This is a genomic window from Streptomyces sp. NPDC057565 (genome assembly GCF_042801455.1).
In the GTDB taxonomy this organism is placed as follows: domain Bacteria; phylum Actinomycetota; class Actinomycetes; order Streptomycetales; family Streptomycetaceae; genus Streptomyces; species Streptomyces yanii.
Genome location: NZ_JBHVFU010000001.1, coordinates 926730 through 942214, shown reverse-complemented (window position 1 = coordinate 942214; position 15485 = coordinate 926730). Strand labels below are relative to the sequence as shown.

Genomic DNA, 15485 nt, shown 5'->3' with positions numbered 1-15485 from the left:
GATCACATGCTCGGCCGAAGGCCGCCCTCGTGTAAGGCGGTTGCCAGTCCGAGTGATCAAGTACGAGGAGCCGTTCGACCTCCGAGGTTAAAGATCAAGCTAGAGGCGGAGGACCATCAAGGCAATGTCGTCGCGGGCGCCGGCGCTGACGCCGAGGCGGGCGAGCACGGCGTCAGCGACGCGTTCGGGGCCGAGGCGGGCATAGCGGCCGAGTGCGTCGGTGAGGCGGTGCAGGCCGGCGTCGATGTCCTCGCCACGGCGTTCGACGAGGCCGTCGGTGTAGAGCACGAGGGTATCGCCGGGGGTGTAGGACAGCTCGGCCTGGGGACCAGGTAGGTGTTTGGGGCGGGCTCCCAACGGTGGGTCGGTGGCTTGGTCGAGCAGCTCGATGGTGCCGTCGTGGTGCACCAGGACCGGCGGGAGGTGGCCGGCACTGCTGTAGGCGATTCTGCGGCTGTGGGGGTCGACGACGACTTGGGCCGCGGTGGTGGTCAGCGCACCTTCGATGGAGCGTGCGTACAGGCCCAGAACCTCCAGCGCCTTGGCGGGCTCGTGAAGGGCCCGGACTGCGGCGGACAGCGCGCTGCGAAGCATGCCCATGACCGCCGCGGCCTCCAAGCCATGGCCCACCACGTCACCGACCGCGACGGCGAAGCCGTCGTCGGGCAGGTCGACCAGGTCGTACCAGTCACCGCATACGTTCAGAGATCCGGCAGCGGGCAGGTAGCGCACCGCGACATCATCATGCCCGGCCAGGTCGGGCGAGTGAAGCATGGCCTCCTGCAAGGTGACGGCGACCTGGCGTTCGCGGGCGTGGGCCTGGCGCAGTTCCTCGTTCAACCCCTGGAGCTCACGGGCCCGAGCGTACAGTTCGGCTTCCATCTCCTCCCACTGGGCGAGCCCCCCGCCTTCTCTGGAGCGGGAAGGATGGGACAGTACGAACGCAGTCACGTCCTCCACCCGGTGGATGATCCACGCCACCTGCCCGTCCGGCCCGAGCACAGGGGTATTGATCGGGGACCACCACCGTTCCTCGAACACGCCGGGCTTATCCATGACCGGGATGTCGTACTTCTGCACCGCCATCGTGTCCGGCTCCCGGGAGCTCAGGGCCCTGCGCAGGGACGCGTTCAGATTCCGCACCCCGTCGGCGTTCGGATCTGCAGGGTTGTCAGGAAAGGCGTCGAAGACGTACTCCCCGACCAGATCCTCGCGAGTGCGGCCGGTCGCTGTCAGATACGCCCGGTTGACGTCAATGATCACCAGGTCGGGACCGAGCACCAGATAGGGGCTGGGCGTGGCGGCGAACAGCGCCTGGTAGTCGATCCGCGGTGTCGTCACGCTCTCTCCCATTCCGTCCGTCCTGTGGCCACCGCCCCACGTCGCCCCAACGATGAGTCCTGCGCCCTTCCGACGCCCGTCTTTCCTGACTGACGGCCTGCCGGTGTCGGGGGAAGGCCGGTCAGCATGCAGATCGGCTTCGGGGCCGACGTCGACGGAGCCCGGGTCGCGGACATCCGGTAGCCCAACCGGAGGGAGTCCGACCAATTCCAGGGACTCCCCCACGCTCAGGAGCGTTTAGCGTCAAGGACGCTCCCTGTGTGAAAGGACCATGACCGGCCTTGTGAAAGACATTCAGCGGCAAGCCTCCACCATGGTTTTCACGTCACCTGCCGACGTTTCACGCGCCGCGGCCGTGCACAGTCGGAGGCCGTGCGCGCCGCTGAGCGGCCAGACGAGGTGGTCTGTTCGTTGATCTCCGGTTGCCTTCAGCCGTGAATGTCCCGACAAACCCTGGAGCCCGATGGCTGACGGAGCCGGTGGAGATTCGTCTGCCGGAAGGGAGGGATCCTCAGCCGTGGTGTTACGCCTCAGACTGTCGGTTCTTCCCGTCCTCCTCCCAGGCTCCCTATGTCTGCGAGGAGGCTCACGCTGCACGCCATGCACCGCATCGGTGCAGCCGCTGCGCCGCGCGAACCCCGGGCTCGTCTTCTCCGCGTCCCGCTCCTCGTCTTCGGCCCGAGAAGCGAATGATCGCTCATGGCCGTGCTCCTCCGCATTGGCTCGCAGTCCCGGCAAACACCCATCAGTGACCGGGTGCACCGTCCCGATGGTGTACGCAATCTCAGGATGCCTGTGATAGCGCCTGGCGGCAGGTTCACGAAGCTGGGAGCAAGGAGTCGTCCTGACGGCCCTGGTGCTCTTCGACGGGTTCGGTGTACTGATCACCCACTCTTTCAGCAGGCCCGACGGGTCCCTTCGCCGAGGATGCGGTGGAGCGGACCGCACGCGCGAGGCGGCCGTGAGTGGAGGCTCAACCGCCGAGAAGCCCCGATCCGCACTCGCCTGCAGCGTCTCTTGATCGACTTGATCAAGAAGCACGCGCGGCACTTCGACCAGGTCGACCTGCGGCGCGGGGAGAACAGCGGCATTCTGGTTGCATGACCGCGGCGTTGATCACCGTGCATACGCCGTCCCCCACGGGCGGGCGGATAGTAAGTGTGCATCGAACCGGTAGGGACGAGGTCCTCGGGCTGGCACACTCCGATCGCGATCTGGTCGCGTTCCTTGAGGGCGCCGGCCTGTCCGACCCGGAAGAAGTGCTTGACGATCCTCGGTGGGTGGAGTGGCAAGGCAGCCCAGCGCACCGGTGGCCCCCGGACTGAGGTCCCGTAATCCCCGGCGGGCGCAGGTACGGCACCTCGCCGCGTTGTCGAACGCCCGAATTCGCCCAGTACGAGGACGTCCCTGCGCCTTGCGATGCACCGGGTCCGACGCCGCGCGCTGACCCATCAGGGGTTACCGGGCAGCCCTTGGATCAGGCGCTACGGGCACACGGAAACGGGCGGCAGCAGGCTGCGCATCACTGCCTTCCGCCTGGCCGAGTGAGGCACCCCGGGCTCGCGCCGCGCATCTCGTGGTCTCATCTTGAGCGGCGTTCGTCGTCACCGTGAGTGGTCGCCAGAGACGGATCGGCTCGAGATGCAACGACAAGACGGGGTGCGGCGACCTGGTAGTAGCCGACAGCCTCGAATAGCCTCAGCTTCCGGGCTGGAGCCATTGCTGCACCCATGGACGGTCGAGTCCGGGGCAGGACCCGTTATGAAAAGCGCTGGGCACTCGTGCGTAACCGCGGACGCCGGTCCCCCACCGCCGTGCGACTCGCCCAGCCGTGACCTAGCTTGACAGAGCAAAGGCACATCCACGCAAGGAGCACGCAGTGACTGGCGGTAGCGGCAAGGACAAGATCAAGGGCAAAGCCAAGGAAGCAATGGGCAAGATGACCGGCGACCGCGCCAAGGTAGCCGAAGGAAAAGCCGAGCAAGCCAAGGGCCGGGCCAAGGAAGCATTGGATGACACCCGGAAGAACATTCCTGGGAAGTCCGGCCTGAAAGACCCGCTCATCACCGATGACGAGTGACCTGAGAAAGCGAGCCCCCGTCCTGCGGCGGGGGATTCGGGCTTCGAAGATCAGGACGCTCCGACACAGTCCTGACGTGGCGACACATACCAGCTCTCTCGACCCCAACGCGGGTCGCCGGATCCAGGATATCGACGACGCCGTCGTCGAAGAAATAGATCTGAGCCTCCCGAAGAGTTACCTTCCAGTCGTCCGGGTAAACGGAGAACCTGGACACCTCCGAAAAGTACCCGAATCTGCCGCAGGCACGCGGCGAGTTCACTGAATCAGTCCTCACATACTTGAATTGGCTTGGAGAATTGCCAAGCCCGAGATGGATGAGGAAAGGCGAACCGTATAGTGACGATCTACAACTTGCGTTGCACATCTGCTACGAGCTTCACTATCGCGGCTTCGCCGAAGTGGATGCAAGGTTGGAATGGGATCCGACTCGTCTGACGTTGCATGCCTGCCTTGAGGACATTTTCCTGGACACGCCGCGGGCAGACGTTAAGCACACGGAATGCGCGGAAAGCACTCTCGCGCCCCTCCTCGTCGAACCGGTCCACCCACGGCGTGTCTCACCTTCTGCAGCTACACGGCGAACTGTGGCCTTGCGCGAGGACGCCGCACAACGGTCGCTTTACCACCTCAAGGAAGCGGATCCGCACGCCTGGGTGCTGCCGAGACTTCGCGCCAGCCGCGGCCACTCAGCGGCAGGCGGATCACTTGACACGGACGCGCCACTCGCCACCCGTTCGGTCACCTCCCGCGCGCACCTTCCACCAGTCGTGCACAGACTCGTGGCATGCCAGAGGAACCCGTACGGCGCCCCGCCCCAGCTCACGATCCGCCTCCTCGGGAGCCGACAAGCTCCGGGGCGCGGAGGACGCTGCTCAGGACGCGCGCCGGAGCCTGGCCAGGCTGATCGACCACCCTGCCGAGGGGGTCTCCGCCGTGTCCCGATCCGCCGACGGCGGTTGGCGAGTCAGCGTGGACGTCCTGGAGGTGGCCCGAATCCCCGACACGACCAGCCTGCTTGCCACGTACGAGGTGGAGTTCGAGCGGAACGCCAAGAGCGCAGAGAAGTCCGGAGCGAAGAGGGCTGCGAAGTCCATCGGCGGAAAGGTCAAGGAGCCCTTGGGCATCGGCGACGAGGCCGAAGAGGGGGCGGAAAAAAACGCGGCCTCGTCGCCGCAGTGCTCCGCGTCGCGCCGGCGAAAGGCCCCGGGCCCGAAGCCGTAGCACAGCAGAGGAAGAGTGACCGATGGACTCCACAGGCGTGTACGTGTACGCCTTCACCGGAGCGGGGCACCCTCCGCCCGCCGCCGGCCTCGGACTCGGAGGCAGCGCAGCCGCAGTCAGGCTGCTGACTCGGACCGGCCTCACGGCGGTGTTCGGTGTGGCACCCACACATCTGCGAGCCCGGCGGCGTGACTTGATGGCCCATCAGGCTCTTCTGGAGAACCTCTCCCTCCATGGTCCCGTACTTCCCATGCACTTCGGAGTGGTCTCGCCGGACGACAACACCGTCCTGGCCGGAGCTGTGGCCCGGCGGGACGAGTACCTGGCTGCTCTGGAGAGGGTCGACGGTCAGGTCGAGATGAACCTCGAGGCCATGCCGTCGGAGGACTCGCTCGCGGATCTTGTCCGTGAGGACAAACAAGTGCGCCGGTTCGGGATGTCATCTGGACCTCCGAACGGCTCGTCGATGCGGCGGCCAAAGAACTGCATGACCCGTCGGCCATCCGGGCGCAGCTCTGCGCGCTGAACCGAGCGCTCGACAGCGGTGAAATCGACGAGGAGCAGTTCGAAAGAGAGGAGGAGCGATTGCTTGATCTTCTCGAGAGACGCTCGTCTTCCGCCCCGCCCCGCAACTTGAAGGAAGAAGATCATGAACGAAAGTACAAAGATCGCTCTGGCAGCGGCGATCGCAGGCGGATACGTCCTCGGGAGGACGCGTAAGGCCAAGCTGGCCTTCACAGTCGGCTCTTATCTGGCTGGGCGCCAGTTCGGGCTGACACCCAAGGACATGCTCGCCCAAGGGCTGCAGAAACTGAACGAGAACCCCCAGTTCGCCGAGCTGACCGACCAGGTCAGGGGCGAATTCATGAGCGCGGGTCGCGAGGCCGTGGCGGCCGCGGCTGACCGCAGACTCGCGTCGCTGGCCGATGCGCTGCATGACCGCACTCTGTCACTCACCGCACAGGGGGAAGACAAGTACGACGAGGACGAGCGGTACCAGGACGAAGAGGAACCTTACGAGGAAGAGGAAGAGGAAGAAGAACCATACGAGGAGGAGCTGGAGGGCGAAGAAGAACAAGAGGAGGAACCTGAAGAAGAAGAAGAAGAGGGAGAAGGAGCCGAGCAGGAGGAGCCGGAACCCTCAGGGCCCGCGCGTCGGCGCGGTGAAGGCCGAAAGCGCACGTCACGCCCCTCCGCACCTGCGGAGAAGACTCGCGCCCCGAGGCATCGACCGGCCAAGAAGACAGCGGCCAAGAAAACAGCGCCAGCCAAGAAAACAGCTGCAGCAAAGACGACCGCCCCCGCGAAGAAGGCAGCGGCCAAGAAGTCGCCGGCCAAGAAAACAGCGGCCAAGAAAACGGCCCCGGCGAGGAAGGCAGCGGCCAAGAAGACAGCCCCGACCAAGCGGGCTCCATCGAAGAAGACGGCGGCCAAAAAGACGGCGTCCAAGCGATCCACTTCCAGCAGAACGCCCTCGCGTTCCAGGCAGGGGCGGTGATGGCTGTGGCTGCACACCAGGGGCAGGACCAGGAAGAACGCGGCTCGGGACTCGACCAGCTCAAGGACGAACTCGCCTCTTACCTGAGTGCCCAGGCACAGGAATGGATGAGCAAGGCCGGCGACAAGGTCGCCGATCTGACCGACCAGCTCTCCGACACTGTCGAGGGCGGTGGGCTTTCCCGCATCCTTGCTGGAGAATCACCGGTCAAGGCTCTCGTCTCGGCGAAGGCGAAGAGCGTCAAGGACAAGGTCATCGGCAAGGTCAAGGAAGCCTTCACTGGTGGTGGCGGTGGCGGTGGCAACACCAAGGTCACAAACATCGTCGAGACGCTCGACGTCGGGCTGCCCGTGCGTACGGTCTACGACCACTGGACCCAGATCAAGGACTTCAGCGGCTTCACCAAGGGCGTGCGAAGCGTCTCTCAGTCCGATGAAACCGCGTCCGACTGGAAGGTGAAGGTGGGGCCTTCGGCGCGCAGTTGGCATGCGACGGTCCAGGAGCAGGTGCCCGACGATCGGATCGTGTGGACGTCCAACGGATCGAAGGGCAGTACGCGAGGCGCCGTCAGTTTCCACGAGTTGGCACCGAACCTCACGCGCATCGTGCTGGTGGTCGAGTACTACCCCTCGGGCTTCTTCGAGAAGACCGGAAATTTGTGGCGTGCTCAGGGCAGGCGGTTGCGCCTCGACCTGAAGCACTTCGGCCGCCACGTCACGCTGTCAGCCGACGAAGAGATCGAGGGCTGGCGCGGAGAGATCCGCGACGGCGAGGTCGTCCGTAGTCACGAAGAAGGACTGGAGGACGACGAAACCGAGAACGAGGAGTACGAGGAGGACGAGGACGAGGACGAGGAGAGGGGCGACGAGGAGGACGGCGAGGAGGACGGCGAGGAGGACGAATATGACGAATACGAGGACGAATATGAGGACGCCGCTCGTTGAGGAGCCCTGGTGACTAGACCGATCCGGCGCTGTCTTCCCGTGCCGCACACAACGCTCTGACTGAAGAGAACCAGCAGTTGCGTGCAAGGGTCGAGGCCCTGGAGACCGACACCGATTCCGCACCGGCCAGGACGAAGGAACCACAGCGCAGATGAGCGCCGCCTCGCACTCCCAAGCCAATTGCGCCGCCGGCCCCCACAGCGGGTCGGCGGCCTGTTTCACTCTCTCCCGCTCGCCACGCTGTACCGGGGCGACGTCGGGGCCCTTGCTGCCCGGAACAGGAGCACGCGCCGCTTCGGCCAGGCACTGGACCGTGTCGAAGGTCATGCCGAGTGGGCCGTCAAGGTGCACGCCGTGAGCCGACCGGAAGGAAACACCAGCGTCGGCAGCCTTCCGCGGCCGACAACGGCAGTGCCGGAAGACGGAGGCCCAACGTGAGCAAGGCTGCTGCACACTTCATGTCTACCGCGTCGTGATGAACCGTCACTGGCTGCCGCGGTGGAGGCTCTGCAAGGCCGCGGGGAGCTCGGCGCCAGAGGATGCTCGTGGGGACCTGCCCTGGAGGCCGGCAGCCATGCCACGGATCGCAGGGAGTCGGGCGAAAAGCGCCTCACCCGGGCAATCGGTGGCATAGCCGTCGCGGTGGCCGGAAATGGCGTCGAATTCAGCCGAAGTGCCCTTCGCGTAGCGGCTCTTGTCATTCGTGGACGTGAGCCGCACCTTGCTGGTGGGGTCGACGCCGCGCAAGCTGAGTTTCCAGGCGGCGAGGGCCGCGATCGCATGTTCCATGGCTGCGGGCACTGGCGTCCCTTTTCCGAAGGTGCCAATCGCCGCAATCCCCACAGTGCCCTGGTTGAACCCGATGGTGTGGGAGCCGATGACGGGGCGGTCGGCACCGCCGGCACGACCTTCGTAAATGGTGCCGCATTTGTCGACGAGGAAGTTGTAGCCGAGGTCTCCCCATCGCTGGTCACGGGTCTGGCCCGTATACAGATTGCGCAGGGTACGCGGGACGTCCGCGCAGGCGTAGTCGTTGGGAGTGTCGGTGTGATGGATGAAGACCGCCGCCACCCCTTCCGCGTAGTGGGCGTGGGGGTCGCGCTGGGTCTCGTCGGCCCGCCATTGGGTCCGCGACACAATGGCGGGCCGAGGCGCTGAATGGGGAAATGCCACTGCCGTCGCTCCGAGCGCTGGGAACGGCCGCCCGGATTCGATGGCCGGCTCCGGGACTGCTTCGGCCCGCCACACCGAAAGGGGGCCTCCCGGCATCGTCCTTCCGACGGCACCGGCCGTCGTCACCCCGGCCGGTGCCGCCATGAGAGGAACTGCCATAGGAATCGTGACCCACAGTACTATCCGGTACAAACGCACAGGAAAAACCTTCTTTAGTCTTTCGCCGAGGGGACGGCGGGAGCGCGTATGGCCAATAGCTTTGCCATAGGAGGTTCGCTGCGCGCGCCGGGTTAGTGCAGTCAGGCGAGCATGTCGACACACCTACCAGCTCCCCCCAAGGGGCCGAGCATGAACCCTTCCCACATCTGGGTGAGGTGCGGGGAGGGACAAAGCGACGGCGTCAGTTCTCGGGACGAGTGGGGTCGAAGCCGTGCTCCAGGTAGACGGTGCTGCCCCCGGCCGGGGCGCGGGAGCAGGCGCGCAGGCGGCGGCCCATGTGCGGGGCGAGCAGGGTGTCCCACTCGGCGGGGGTTGCCAGCCTCCAATCTGCGAGCTCGTCCCGGTCCAGGTGAAATCGGTTCACGGCCTCGCCCTGGGACATCAGACCACCGTCGAAGAGGTGGTTGACCAGGGGCGGGCGGCCATCGGCCTGCTCCGGTACCCGGACGACGACCAGCAGTCGGCCCGGCGCGAGGTCAAATGCCCAGCTCGTCCTTGACCTCGTGCCTGGCCGTGTGCAACGGGTCCTCTCCCCCGCCCAGCCCACCGCCGGGGATCTTCCAGGTGCCGTTGCGGTAAGACGGCTTGACCACCAGGATGCGGTCTGCTGCATCGTGGGTGATCGCTCCGGCCCCGGCCATGTGCTTGGGCAGGGTGGCTCAGTACTCGTCGTGGGGGGGCAGTTTCCAGGGCCCGTGGAAAGCGACGCCGGCGGCGCTGCCCACCGGATCCCTCCAGCATCAGCAGCGTGGCGCAGAATGATGACGCAACCAGTGTGATCTCATCGGCCGCCCAGTATCGGCACCTGGCAGGAGCAGAGGCAGCTCTCCGGCGCCGCGGGCGGGACAGTCGAGACGCCCAACCGTGGTCGTACGCAGGTGACTTGGAGAGCGCTCATTTCTGCGTCCCGACCAGCGCCCGGTCGCCCTGCACGGGTGATGAACTGGTCCCCTTCAACCTCCGTGGGCCGCTCCCCTGCTCCTGCTTCAAACGACTCACCACCGCGGGTTCATCGCGTTCCTCCTGGGTGTCAGGTGGTGCGCTGAGGCCAAGGAACGTCGGTCTCGACGGGCGCGGAGTAGTCGATGCCGGGAACAGCGAAGCCGTAGAGCTGCTGCACCTGGACGGCGAACCAGTCGAGCGCGGCGAGGGCCGGGATGTTCTCGGTGGTGGCGGTCTTCCAGCGTTCGGCGACGGCCTCCTGGACGGCGGGGGTCAGCTCCCAGGTGTCGAGGCGGATGCGGTCCTCGTCGTCGACGTCGAGGGGAGCGGTGCCGGTGAGCTGGTCCCAGAGCTGGGTGAGCTGGGCAATCGGCGGGACCATGGCGTCTCCGAGGACGCCGCGCAGCAGCCCGACATAGAGCGCGATGCCGGGAATCGCCGTACTGGACTGCGTGACGGCGGCCCCGTTGACCGAGGTCAGGGCTCGGCCGTCGACTTCCTTGACGAGCCGGTCGTTCAGGTCCCGGGCGGTCTGTTCCAGGTGGGCCTTGGCCGCACCGATGGTGCCCTGCCGGTAGATCGAGGCAGTCAGCGGCGACCCGATGTAGGACAGGGCGACGGTCGCGAACCCCTGTGCCAACAGGTCGCGCCCGGCGAGGTGGTCGATCCAGCGGGCCCAGTCCGTGCCGCCCATGACGGCGACGGTCTGCTCGATGTCGTCGCCCTCGGCCGGCCCGGTCTCGACTGTCGTGACCTCGGGTGCCCCCTCGCCGTCGAAGACGAGGGTCTTGGTGCGGTACGCCTCACCAATCGGCTTGAGCACGGACGCGTACGTGACGCCGGTGTCGGGGTCGGTGCGGCGGGGGGCCGCGACGGAGTAGACGAGGTAGTCGAGCTTCCCACCGAACCGCTCGTCGAGGAGGTCGGCGACCTGGTCCTTCAGGGTGTCGGAGAAGGCGTCGCCGTTGAGGAACACGAAGTCCCGCCCGTGCTTCGCGGCCAACTCGGCCGTTGCGGCAGTCCGGTACCAGCCGGCCGTTCCGGTTCGGCGGCCGGGCGCCTTCTCGAAGGACACGCCGACGCCCCGGATACCGGCCCTGGCGAGTCCTGCGATGGTGGCGGCCAGCCCGTACCCGGCGGACGAGCCGATCACGAGCGCGACGGGCGCCTCGTCCGCGTCCGGACGCCCCTGCTGCGCCGGATCGGGCACGGCCTGCCACATGTCCTGGACAAGCCGGGTGCAGCCGGCAGGGTGTGAGTCGAGGAACAGGAATCCGCGGGAGCGGGAACTGACGATACGTTCGGTCATGAGCAGTTGTCCTTGCCGGTCGACATGTCCAGGGGCGCGGCGGCCACCGGAGTGCTCACCGCGTCCTGCAAGTCTCGGACCATGCGGACCCGGGCGGTCACCTCGTCGGGAACAGTAATGATGAGGCGACCTTGGAGAGTTTCCACCATTTCGAGCAGGGCGAGGCCGGCCACGCCAGTCTGCACCGGTGGATGCCTGCGTTCGACGTTCGACGCACCTCATGACGGCAACCGCAGCGGTAGTCGCGCCGGCTTCACGGAGGAAACGGTGGCTCCACCCGACCGCCGCACGTTCCTCGTGCTCACCACGACCGCGCTCGCGCACCGCGAGTCGGCACGCGCCGAGCGGGGACCGACTTCGCCTTGTTCACCTGTGCGCGGCGGGATCGAGGGGCGCCGTCCGAGCCACTATCCCCGGACTACGGCCAGGATCTGGACAGCCCTCAGGGGCGGTGTGTCGTTCATCCAGCTCGCGCCGCCGTTCGACTGCCCGTACGGGCCTGGCGGCGGAGCTCCACCCGGGCTGCGGCGCTCCGGCCGGGATCGGCGGTCCAGAAGGGATGCCACTGGATCCGGGCGGACAGGTGCAGCAGGCCACGGCGCAGCACAGTGCGGTTGCGCAGGCAGGGCGCGGCGAGCGCTTGGTACGTGGAGTTCCAGTCGCGCTGAGCTTGCACCAGCTCGTGAGGGAAAGTGATGAACTCCATCACCACATTAGATCAAATGTTCGATTCATTGCTCGACGCGTGTCACTCCATGAGGTCAAACGGCCCTGCAGGCGTATGCGGGTCAGGACTGTCGGTGGGCGCCGCGCGGGAGGACCGCGCAGGCCGATGCGGATTCCACGGTGCGCGTTCTGTGGGCAGCACCCGTGATGCAGAGCCTGCCGGAAAGGGGTCATGATGGAAGACAAGCCGATGTCACACACTCATCTCGAGAACGACCGGCGGCCTGACCGGAATGACGCGCGAACTCGGCGGTGAGCCCGCTGTCTTCCAGTTCTGGCTGTGTCCCGGCAGCGTCGCGGTCTTCCACGCATGGCATGCCTCAAAGGCGTCATGGTGACTGGACAACCCGCCCTGCTGCTTCCGTGGTGGTCCGTCGGCACCGCCCCGGGGTATCGGGGCAGAGGAGAGCTCCCGGTGAACTACATCGCTGAGCGGCTGCGCGCCTCCCCCGAACCTGCGGCCCACGTTGCGGCGCGGCCGGCAGTGTCCGCCGGCGACTGCGGTCTGCTGCTCATCAGGATCACGTTCGGCCTGCTGATGGCGGGGCACGGCGCCCAGAAGCTCTTCGGCCTATTCGGTGGCGACGGCCTCACCGCCACGGGCAAAGGGTTCGCCGCACTGGGATATCACCCTGGAAATGTCTACGCCGCCATCGGCGGTGGCTCCGAGTTTCTGGGAGGCCTCGGCCTGGCTCTGGGATTGTTCACGCCACTGGCAGCGGCTGCCCTGATCGGTGTGATGATCAATGCCATGGTGACCGTTACGGCATCACACGGTTTGTGGGAGTACCAAGGCGGCGTGGAATACAACGTGTGCATCGCGGTGGTTGCACTTGGCATTGCCGCCACCGGCCCCGGTCGGCTCGCCCTGGACCACCCCTTCCGCTGGGGAAAGGGCGGCTGGCGCGAAGCAGGTTTCGCTCTGTGTCTCGGAGGCATCGGCGCCGCGATCGTGCTGAGCCTCTAGCCCGGCCATTTCTTTGAGGCGGGGCCAGTTGGCCTTCGGATCCTGTCAGGTCAGATCAGTGCGGCACGCACGTTGACCAGCGCCTCGTCGAGGGTGGTCGCAACGTTCTCGTGACCGCTGAAGCCGTCGTCCTCGCCCGGGTCGACGGTCCAGCCCCAGCCGCTTTCAGGATGCCCGTCGATGGTTGCGGCATGCTTTCCCTTGGTGATGGTGATGGAGAGGTTCCCAGCCGGGAAGGTCTCGATGTCGACGTGTGCCGTCTCGCCGAAGGCGTGGTGGATGGCGTCGCGGGCTTCCTGCTCGGTGGTCATGGGGCTACTCCTGGTGGACAGTGACGACGACGGTGCGGCCGCTCGGGTCGGTGAGGACGGCCGCGCATGGGGGGATCGAGGGTGCCGGCGGGCGCGGTGAGACCGAGGGGCGGGGTGAACCCCGGGAACGGTGCCATCCGGTGCGGGTGGCGTAGCACTCGGGGCAGATTCCGGGCTGCTCCTTGGTGAAGGTGGACGTCATCAGCAGGTTATCCCCGAGCGGGAGCCCCAGTCCTGTGGCAGATACTTCCGGGCAATCGCCGTGTGCGGCACGGACGGAATCTCCTGCAAATGCGCCGATCGTTCAGACGTATGCGATCTGGGCCGCGCGTACGGCGCTCGACCCTCGGCAGGAGCGACTCGATCACGTCCCGCAGGTCGTCGCTGCCTTGTCACCTCTTCGCCCCGCGCCATTCCAGTACCCCCGCGACCTGATGAACCTGACACCGAGCGGGACCCCATCACTCCATTGATCATTCTGCGGAATGCTCTTGAGGAAACCCGGCAACGGCTGGAGGAGCAGATTACGAGTTGGCTGACGCTATTGCTGCCGTTGGCCCTCGATGTCAGCGTGGCGTCTTCTGCGGCGGCTGTGTGGACCTGCTGCCCGGCTGACAGGCCGCCCCAACGCCCGCAGGAGGGAACGCCGGACCGTGCCGCCTGCCCTTCAGTATCCCCCTGCCGGCCCAGCACGGGATGTCGACTCGGGCCAGGGCGCCGACGATGTCATGAGTACGGCTGCGCGGATCTCATGGACCGAGCCGGGCAACGCCGGCGAGGCCCACAGCAGACGCCCGAATGGATCGGCGTTGACCTGAACGTTCATCCCGTGCTTGCGGTGTTTCCGGGAAAAGTACGGCCGATCGGCGGCGATTCAGCGGTATCCAGTGGCGTCGGCGGGCTTGCCCGCGTCCTGAACCTCGACGATGTACCGCCAGGCATTTGGTCGGCTGCCGTCGACGTCGGTGAAGCCGTAAACCTGGGCGAGCTCACCGCCCGACAACGACTGCCCGTTCCAACGGCTCACCCGGGGATCGGCGGCCAGGGCAGCGACGGCTCGCCCCACGTAGAACGGGGTCTCCGAGATGCAGAAGTGCGGCTCGCGCTCCAGCGCGTCATGCCACGATTCCTCGGTCACGCCGAAGTGGTCGAGCATGATCTCCGAACGCATCCACCCGGGCGTCAGTGCCACCGCTGTGCCGCCATGTGGCCCGAGTTCGTGGCCCAGCGCGAAGGCCATGCGAAGCACCGCGGCCTTGGCGAGATCGTAGAAGAACGAGACCCGGTAGGTGTCCCGGTTGTACTCGGCGGTGCCGTCGGTCATCTCGACCACCAGTCCGCCGTCATTCCGCAGGAGGAGGGGAAGAGCGTGGTGGCTGGTGATTGCGTGGGTCTCCACCGCGAGCCGGAGCAGCCGCAGTCCCTTGTCGAGATCGTGCTCCCACACGGGGGCGTCCCATTCGAAGAGGAGTTCGCCGCCCCAGATGTCGTTGACCAAAATGTCCAGTCGGCCTTGTTCGGATGCAATGCGATCGACCAGGCTTCGGACCTGGGAGGAAACCAAGTGGTCGGTCGGGACCGCAATGCCGTGTCCTCCCGCCTCGGTCACAAGATCGGCGGTGTCCTCGATGGTCTCGGGGCGGTTGTACTCCGAGCGCTGCACCCGTGTGCTGCGGCCGGTTACGTAGACGGTTGCCCCGGCAGCGCCGAGTTCCACCGCGATCGCCCTGCCGGCCCCCCGCGTCGCCCCTGCGACGAGAGCGACCTTTCCATCCAATGTTGCTGACATGCGTGTCCTTCCGTGTCCACGTGCCGTGCTGCGCCAATGCCCGTGTCAGCGCCGACGCCGACGCGATGGTTGCGCAGAAACTGGACACCTTCTGTCGTGTTTTCCCAAGCGTGGCTGCAGCATCGCGTGGATCGATGTGCAGGGATCGCTTGCACCGGACAGGCAGGGAGGAAGAGGTGATCTCGCGTGCGCCGCGCCCGCCACGCGCGGTGCACGACATCAAGGTGCGGCAGTCGGTGGCGGCCCGGTCCGTACTGTTGGCACTGTCCCCGGCACCGTGGGCACCGTGTGAAGGCAAGCCGGCACTGCGCTGCCCGGTCGAGAAGAAGCGCAGGTATCGCTGCGGAACTGCGGAACGCAGGGAGAGGCTCTCGGCTATGCCTCGATGTACGCCACCACTGTGATCGTCTGCAGGGCGGTGACAAAGAAAATGACCCGGCCCCCGTCGATCTCGTCGACGTAATCCCGCAGAAGACTTCCCGGGATTCCGGGATCAGAATCCGAGGTCACTGAGACCGGGGTGGTCGTCCGGGCGGCGACCCAGCGGCCAGTGGTACTTACGGTCCGCTTCCTTGATCGGCAGGTCATTGATGCAGGCGTGCCGTACGGTCATCAACCCGTTCTCGTCGAACTCCCAGTTCTCGTTGCCGTACGACCGGTACCAGTTGCCGGAGTCGTCGTGCGACTCGTACGCGAACCGCACCGCGATCCGGTTGCCGTCGAAGGCCCACAGCTCCTTGATCAGCCGGTAGTCGAGTTCGCGGGTCCACTTGCGCTTCAGGAACGCGACGATCTCGTCGCGTCCTGTCACGAACTCCGCCCGGTTGCGCCATCGTGAGTCCACTGTGTAGGCCAGGGCGACCTTCTCAGGATCACGCGTGTTCCAGCCGTCTTCCCCCTGACGGACCTTCTCGATTGCGGTCTCCCGTGTGAACGGGGGAAGGGGCGGGCGCGTGGTCATG

The 15485-nt window shown here is 66.3% G+C and carries 18 protein-coding genes and 3 pseudogenes; 8 read left to right on the top strand and 13 right to left on the bottom strand.

All coding sequences use genetic code 11. The features are described 5' to 3' along the window. Positions 1–99: 99 nt before the first annotated feature. Positions 100–1353, bottom strand: coding sequence for a PP2C family protein-serine/threonine phosphatase (locus ACFU8W_RS04005; RefSeq protein WP_384032010.1), 1254 nt, complete (start codon positions 1351–1353; stop codon positions 100–102). Between the two features lie 1867 nt (positions 1354–3220). On the opposite strand from ACFU8W_RS04005, the gene ACFU8W_RS04000 reads away from it, so the two are divergent. The 7 genes and pseudogenes from ACFU8W_RS04000 to ACFU8W_RS03970 form a co-directional block, all read left to right on the top strand. Further along, entirely contained in the window at positions 3221–3421 is a 201-nt protein-coding gene (locus ACFU8W_RS04000; RefSeq protein ID WP_384032008.1) for a CsbD family protein, read from the top strand. A gap of 804 nt (positions 3422–4225) precedes the next feature. Continuing rightward, a pseudogene (gene gvpO / locus ACFU8W_RS03995) lies at positions 4226–4465 on the top strand (gas vesicle protein GvpO); the annotation flags it as partial. 202 nt (positions 4466–4667) lie between these two features. Continuing rightward, positions 4668–5171, top strand: coding sequence for a GvpL/GvpF family gas vesicle protein (locus ACFU8W_RS03990; protein WP_384032007.1), 504 nt, complete (start codon positions 4668–4670; stop codon positions 5169–5171). Then, positions 5087–5365 (top strand): gas vesicle protein GvpG, encoded by a 279-nt coding sequence (locus tag ACFU8W_RS03985; RefSeq protein WP_384032066.1) that lies wholly within the window; start codon positions 5087–5089, stop codon positions 5363–5365. Before ACFU8W_RS03990 ends, ACFU8W_RS03985 begins: the two co-directional genes overlap by 85 nt. Then, a complete protein-coding gene (locus ACFU8W_RS03980) occupies positions 5295–6143 on the top strand; it encodes a histone protein (protein WP_384032005.1) in 849 nt (282 codons plus the stop codon). The genes ACFU8W_RS03985 and ACFU8W_RS03980 overlap by 71 nt, the downstream gene beginning before the upstream one ends. Then, positions 6143–7087, top strand: coding sequence for an SRPBCC family protein (locus ACFU8W_RS03975; RefSeq protein ID WP_384032003.1), 945 nt, complete (start codon positions 6143–6145; stop codon positions 7085–7087). Before ACFU8W_RS03980 ends, ACFU8W_RS03975 begins: the two co-directional genes overlap by 1 nt. A 17-nt stretch (positions 7088–7104) precedes the next feature. Continuing rightward, a pseudogene (locus ACFU8W_RS03970) lies at positions 7105–7242 on the top strand (gas vesicle protein); the annotation flags it as partial. Positions 7243–7570: 328 nt separating this feature from the next. Here ACFU8W_RS03970 and ACFU8W_RS03965 read toward each other — a convergent pair. From ACFU8W_RS03965 to ACFU8W_RS03940, 6 genes are all read right to left on the bottom strand, one after another. Beyond that, a complete protein-coding gene (locus ACFU8W_RS03965) occupies positions 7571–8158 on the bottom strand; it encodes an N-acetylmuramoyl-L-alanine amidase (protein ID WP_384032001.1) in 588 nt (195 codons plus the stop codon). A gap of 502 nt (positions 8159–8660) precedes the next feature. Beyond that, entirely contained in the window at positions 8661–8861 is a 201-nt protein-coding gene (locus ACFU8W_RS03960; RefSeq protein ID WP_384031999.1) for a hypothetical protein, read from the bottom strand. A 94-nt stretch (positions 8862–8955) separates the two neighbouring features. Further along, positions 8956–9120 (bottom strand): NUDIX domain-containing protein, encoded by a 165-nt coding sequence (locus ACFU8W_RS03955; protein WP_384031997.1) that lies wholly within the window; start codon positions 9118–9120, stop codon positions 8956–8958. Between the two features lie 389 nt (positions 9121–9509). After that, positions 9510–10730 (bottom strand): enoyl-[acyl-carrier-protein] reductase FabV, encoded by a 1221-nt coding sequence (gene fabV / locus ACFU8W_RS03950; RefSeq protein WP_384031995.1) that lies wholly within the window; start codon positions 10728–10730, stop codon positions 9510–9512. Beyond that, a complete protein-coding gene (locus ACFU8W_RS03945; protein WP_384031993.1) occupies positions 10727–10915 on the bottom strand; it encodes a hypothetical protein in 189 nt (62 codons plus the stop codon). The genes fabV and ACFU8W_RS03945 overlap by 4 nt, the downstream gene beginning before the upstream one ends. Positions 10916–11190: 275 nt before the next feature. Continuing rightward, complete coding sequence (locus ACFU8W_RS03940) at positions 11191–11436, bottom strand: hypothetical protein (RefSeq protein ID WP_384031991.1); 246 nt, start codon at positions 11434–11436, stop codon at positions 11191–11193. 444 nt (positions 11437–11880) lie between these two features. On the opposite strand from ACFU8W_RS03940, the gene ACFU8W_RS03935 reads away from it, so the two are divergent. Then, positions 11881–12423 (top strand): DoxX family protein, encoded by a 543-nt coding sequence (locus tag ACFU8W_RS03935; RefSeq protein WP_384032064.1) that lies wholly within the window; start codon positions 11881–11883, stop codon positions 12421–12423. Between the two features lie 50 nt (positions 12424–12473). Here ACFU8W_RS03935 and ACFU8W_RS03930 read toward each other — a convergent pair whose 3' ends face one another. The 6 genes and pseudogenes from ACFU8W_RS03930 to ACFU8W_RS03905 all read right to left on the bottom strand — a co-directional run bounded on the left by ACFU8W_RS03930 (position 12474) and on the right by ACFU8W_RS03905 (position 15484). Continuing rightward, positions 12474–12734 carry a hypothetical protein gene (locus ACFU8W_RS03930; protein ID WP_327242337.1) on the bottom strand — a complete coding sequence of 87 codons (261 nt, stop codon included), beginning with the start codon at positions 12732–12734 and terminating at the stop codon, positions 12474–12476. A gap of 4 nt (positions 12735–12738) precedes the next feature. Beyond that, positions 12739–12936, bottom strand: coding sequence for a hypothetical protein (locus ACFU8W_RS03925; RefSeq protein ID WP_384031989.1), 198 nt, complete (start codon positions 12934–12936; stop codon positions 12739–12741). Between the two features lie 353 nt (positions 12937–13289). Then, positions 13290–13608: pseudogene (locus ACFU8W_RS03920) on the bottom strand (transposase family protein); the annotation flags it as partial. Further along, a complete protein-coding gene (locus ACFU8W_RS03915; RefSeq protein WP_384031987.1) occupies positions 13609–14523 on the bottom strand; it encodes an SDR family oxidoreductase in 915 nt (304 codons plus the stop codon). A gap of 375 nt (positions 14524–14898) precedes the next feature. After that, positions 14899–15033 carry a hypothetical protein gene (locus tag ACFU8W_RS03910; protein ID WP_384031985.1) on the bottom strand — a complete coding sequence of 45 codons (135 nt, stop codon included), beginning with the start codon at positions 15031–15033 and terminating at the stop codon, positions 14899–14901. Further along, positions 15017–15484: a nuclear transport factor 2 family protein gene (locus ACFU8W_RS03905; RefSeq protein ID WP_345512760.1), complete on the bottom strand. Its 468-nt coding sequence runs from the start codon at positions 15482–15484 to the stop codon at positions 15017–15019. The genes ACFU8W_RS03910 and ACFU8W_RS03905 overlap by 17 nt, the downstream gene beginning before the upstream one ends. Position 15485: the final 1 nt, after the last annotated feature.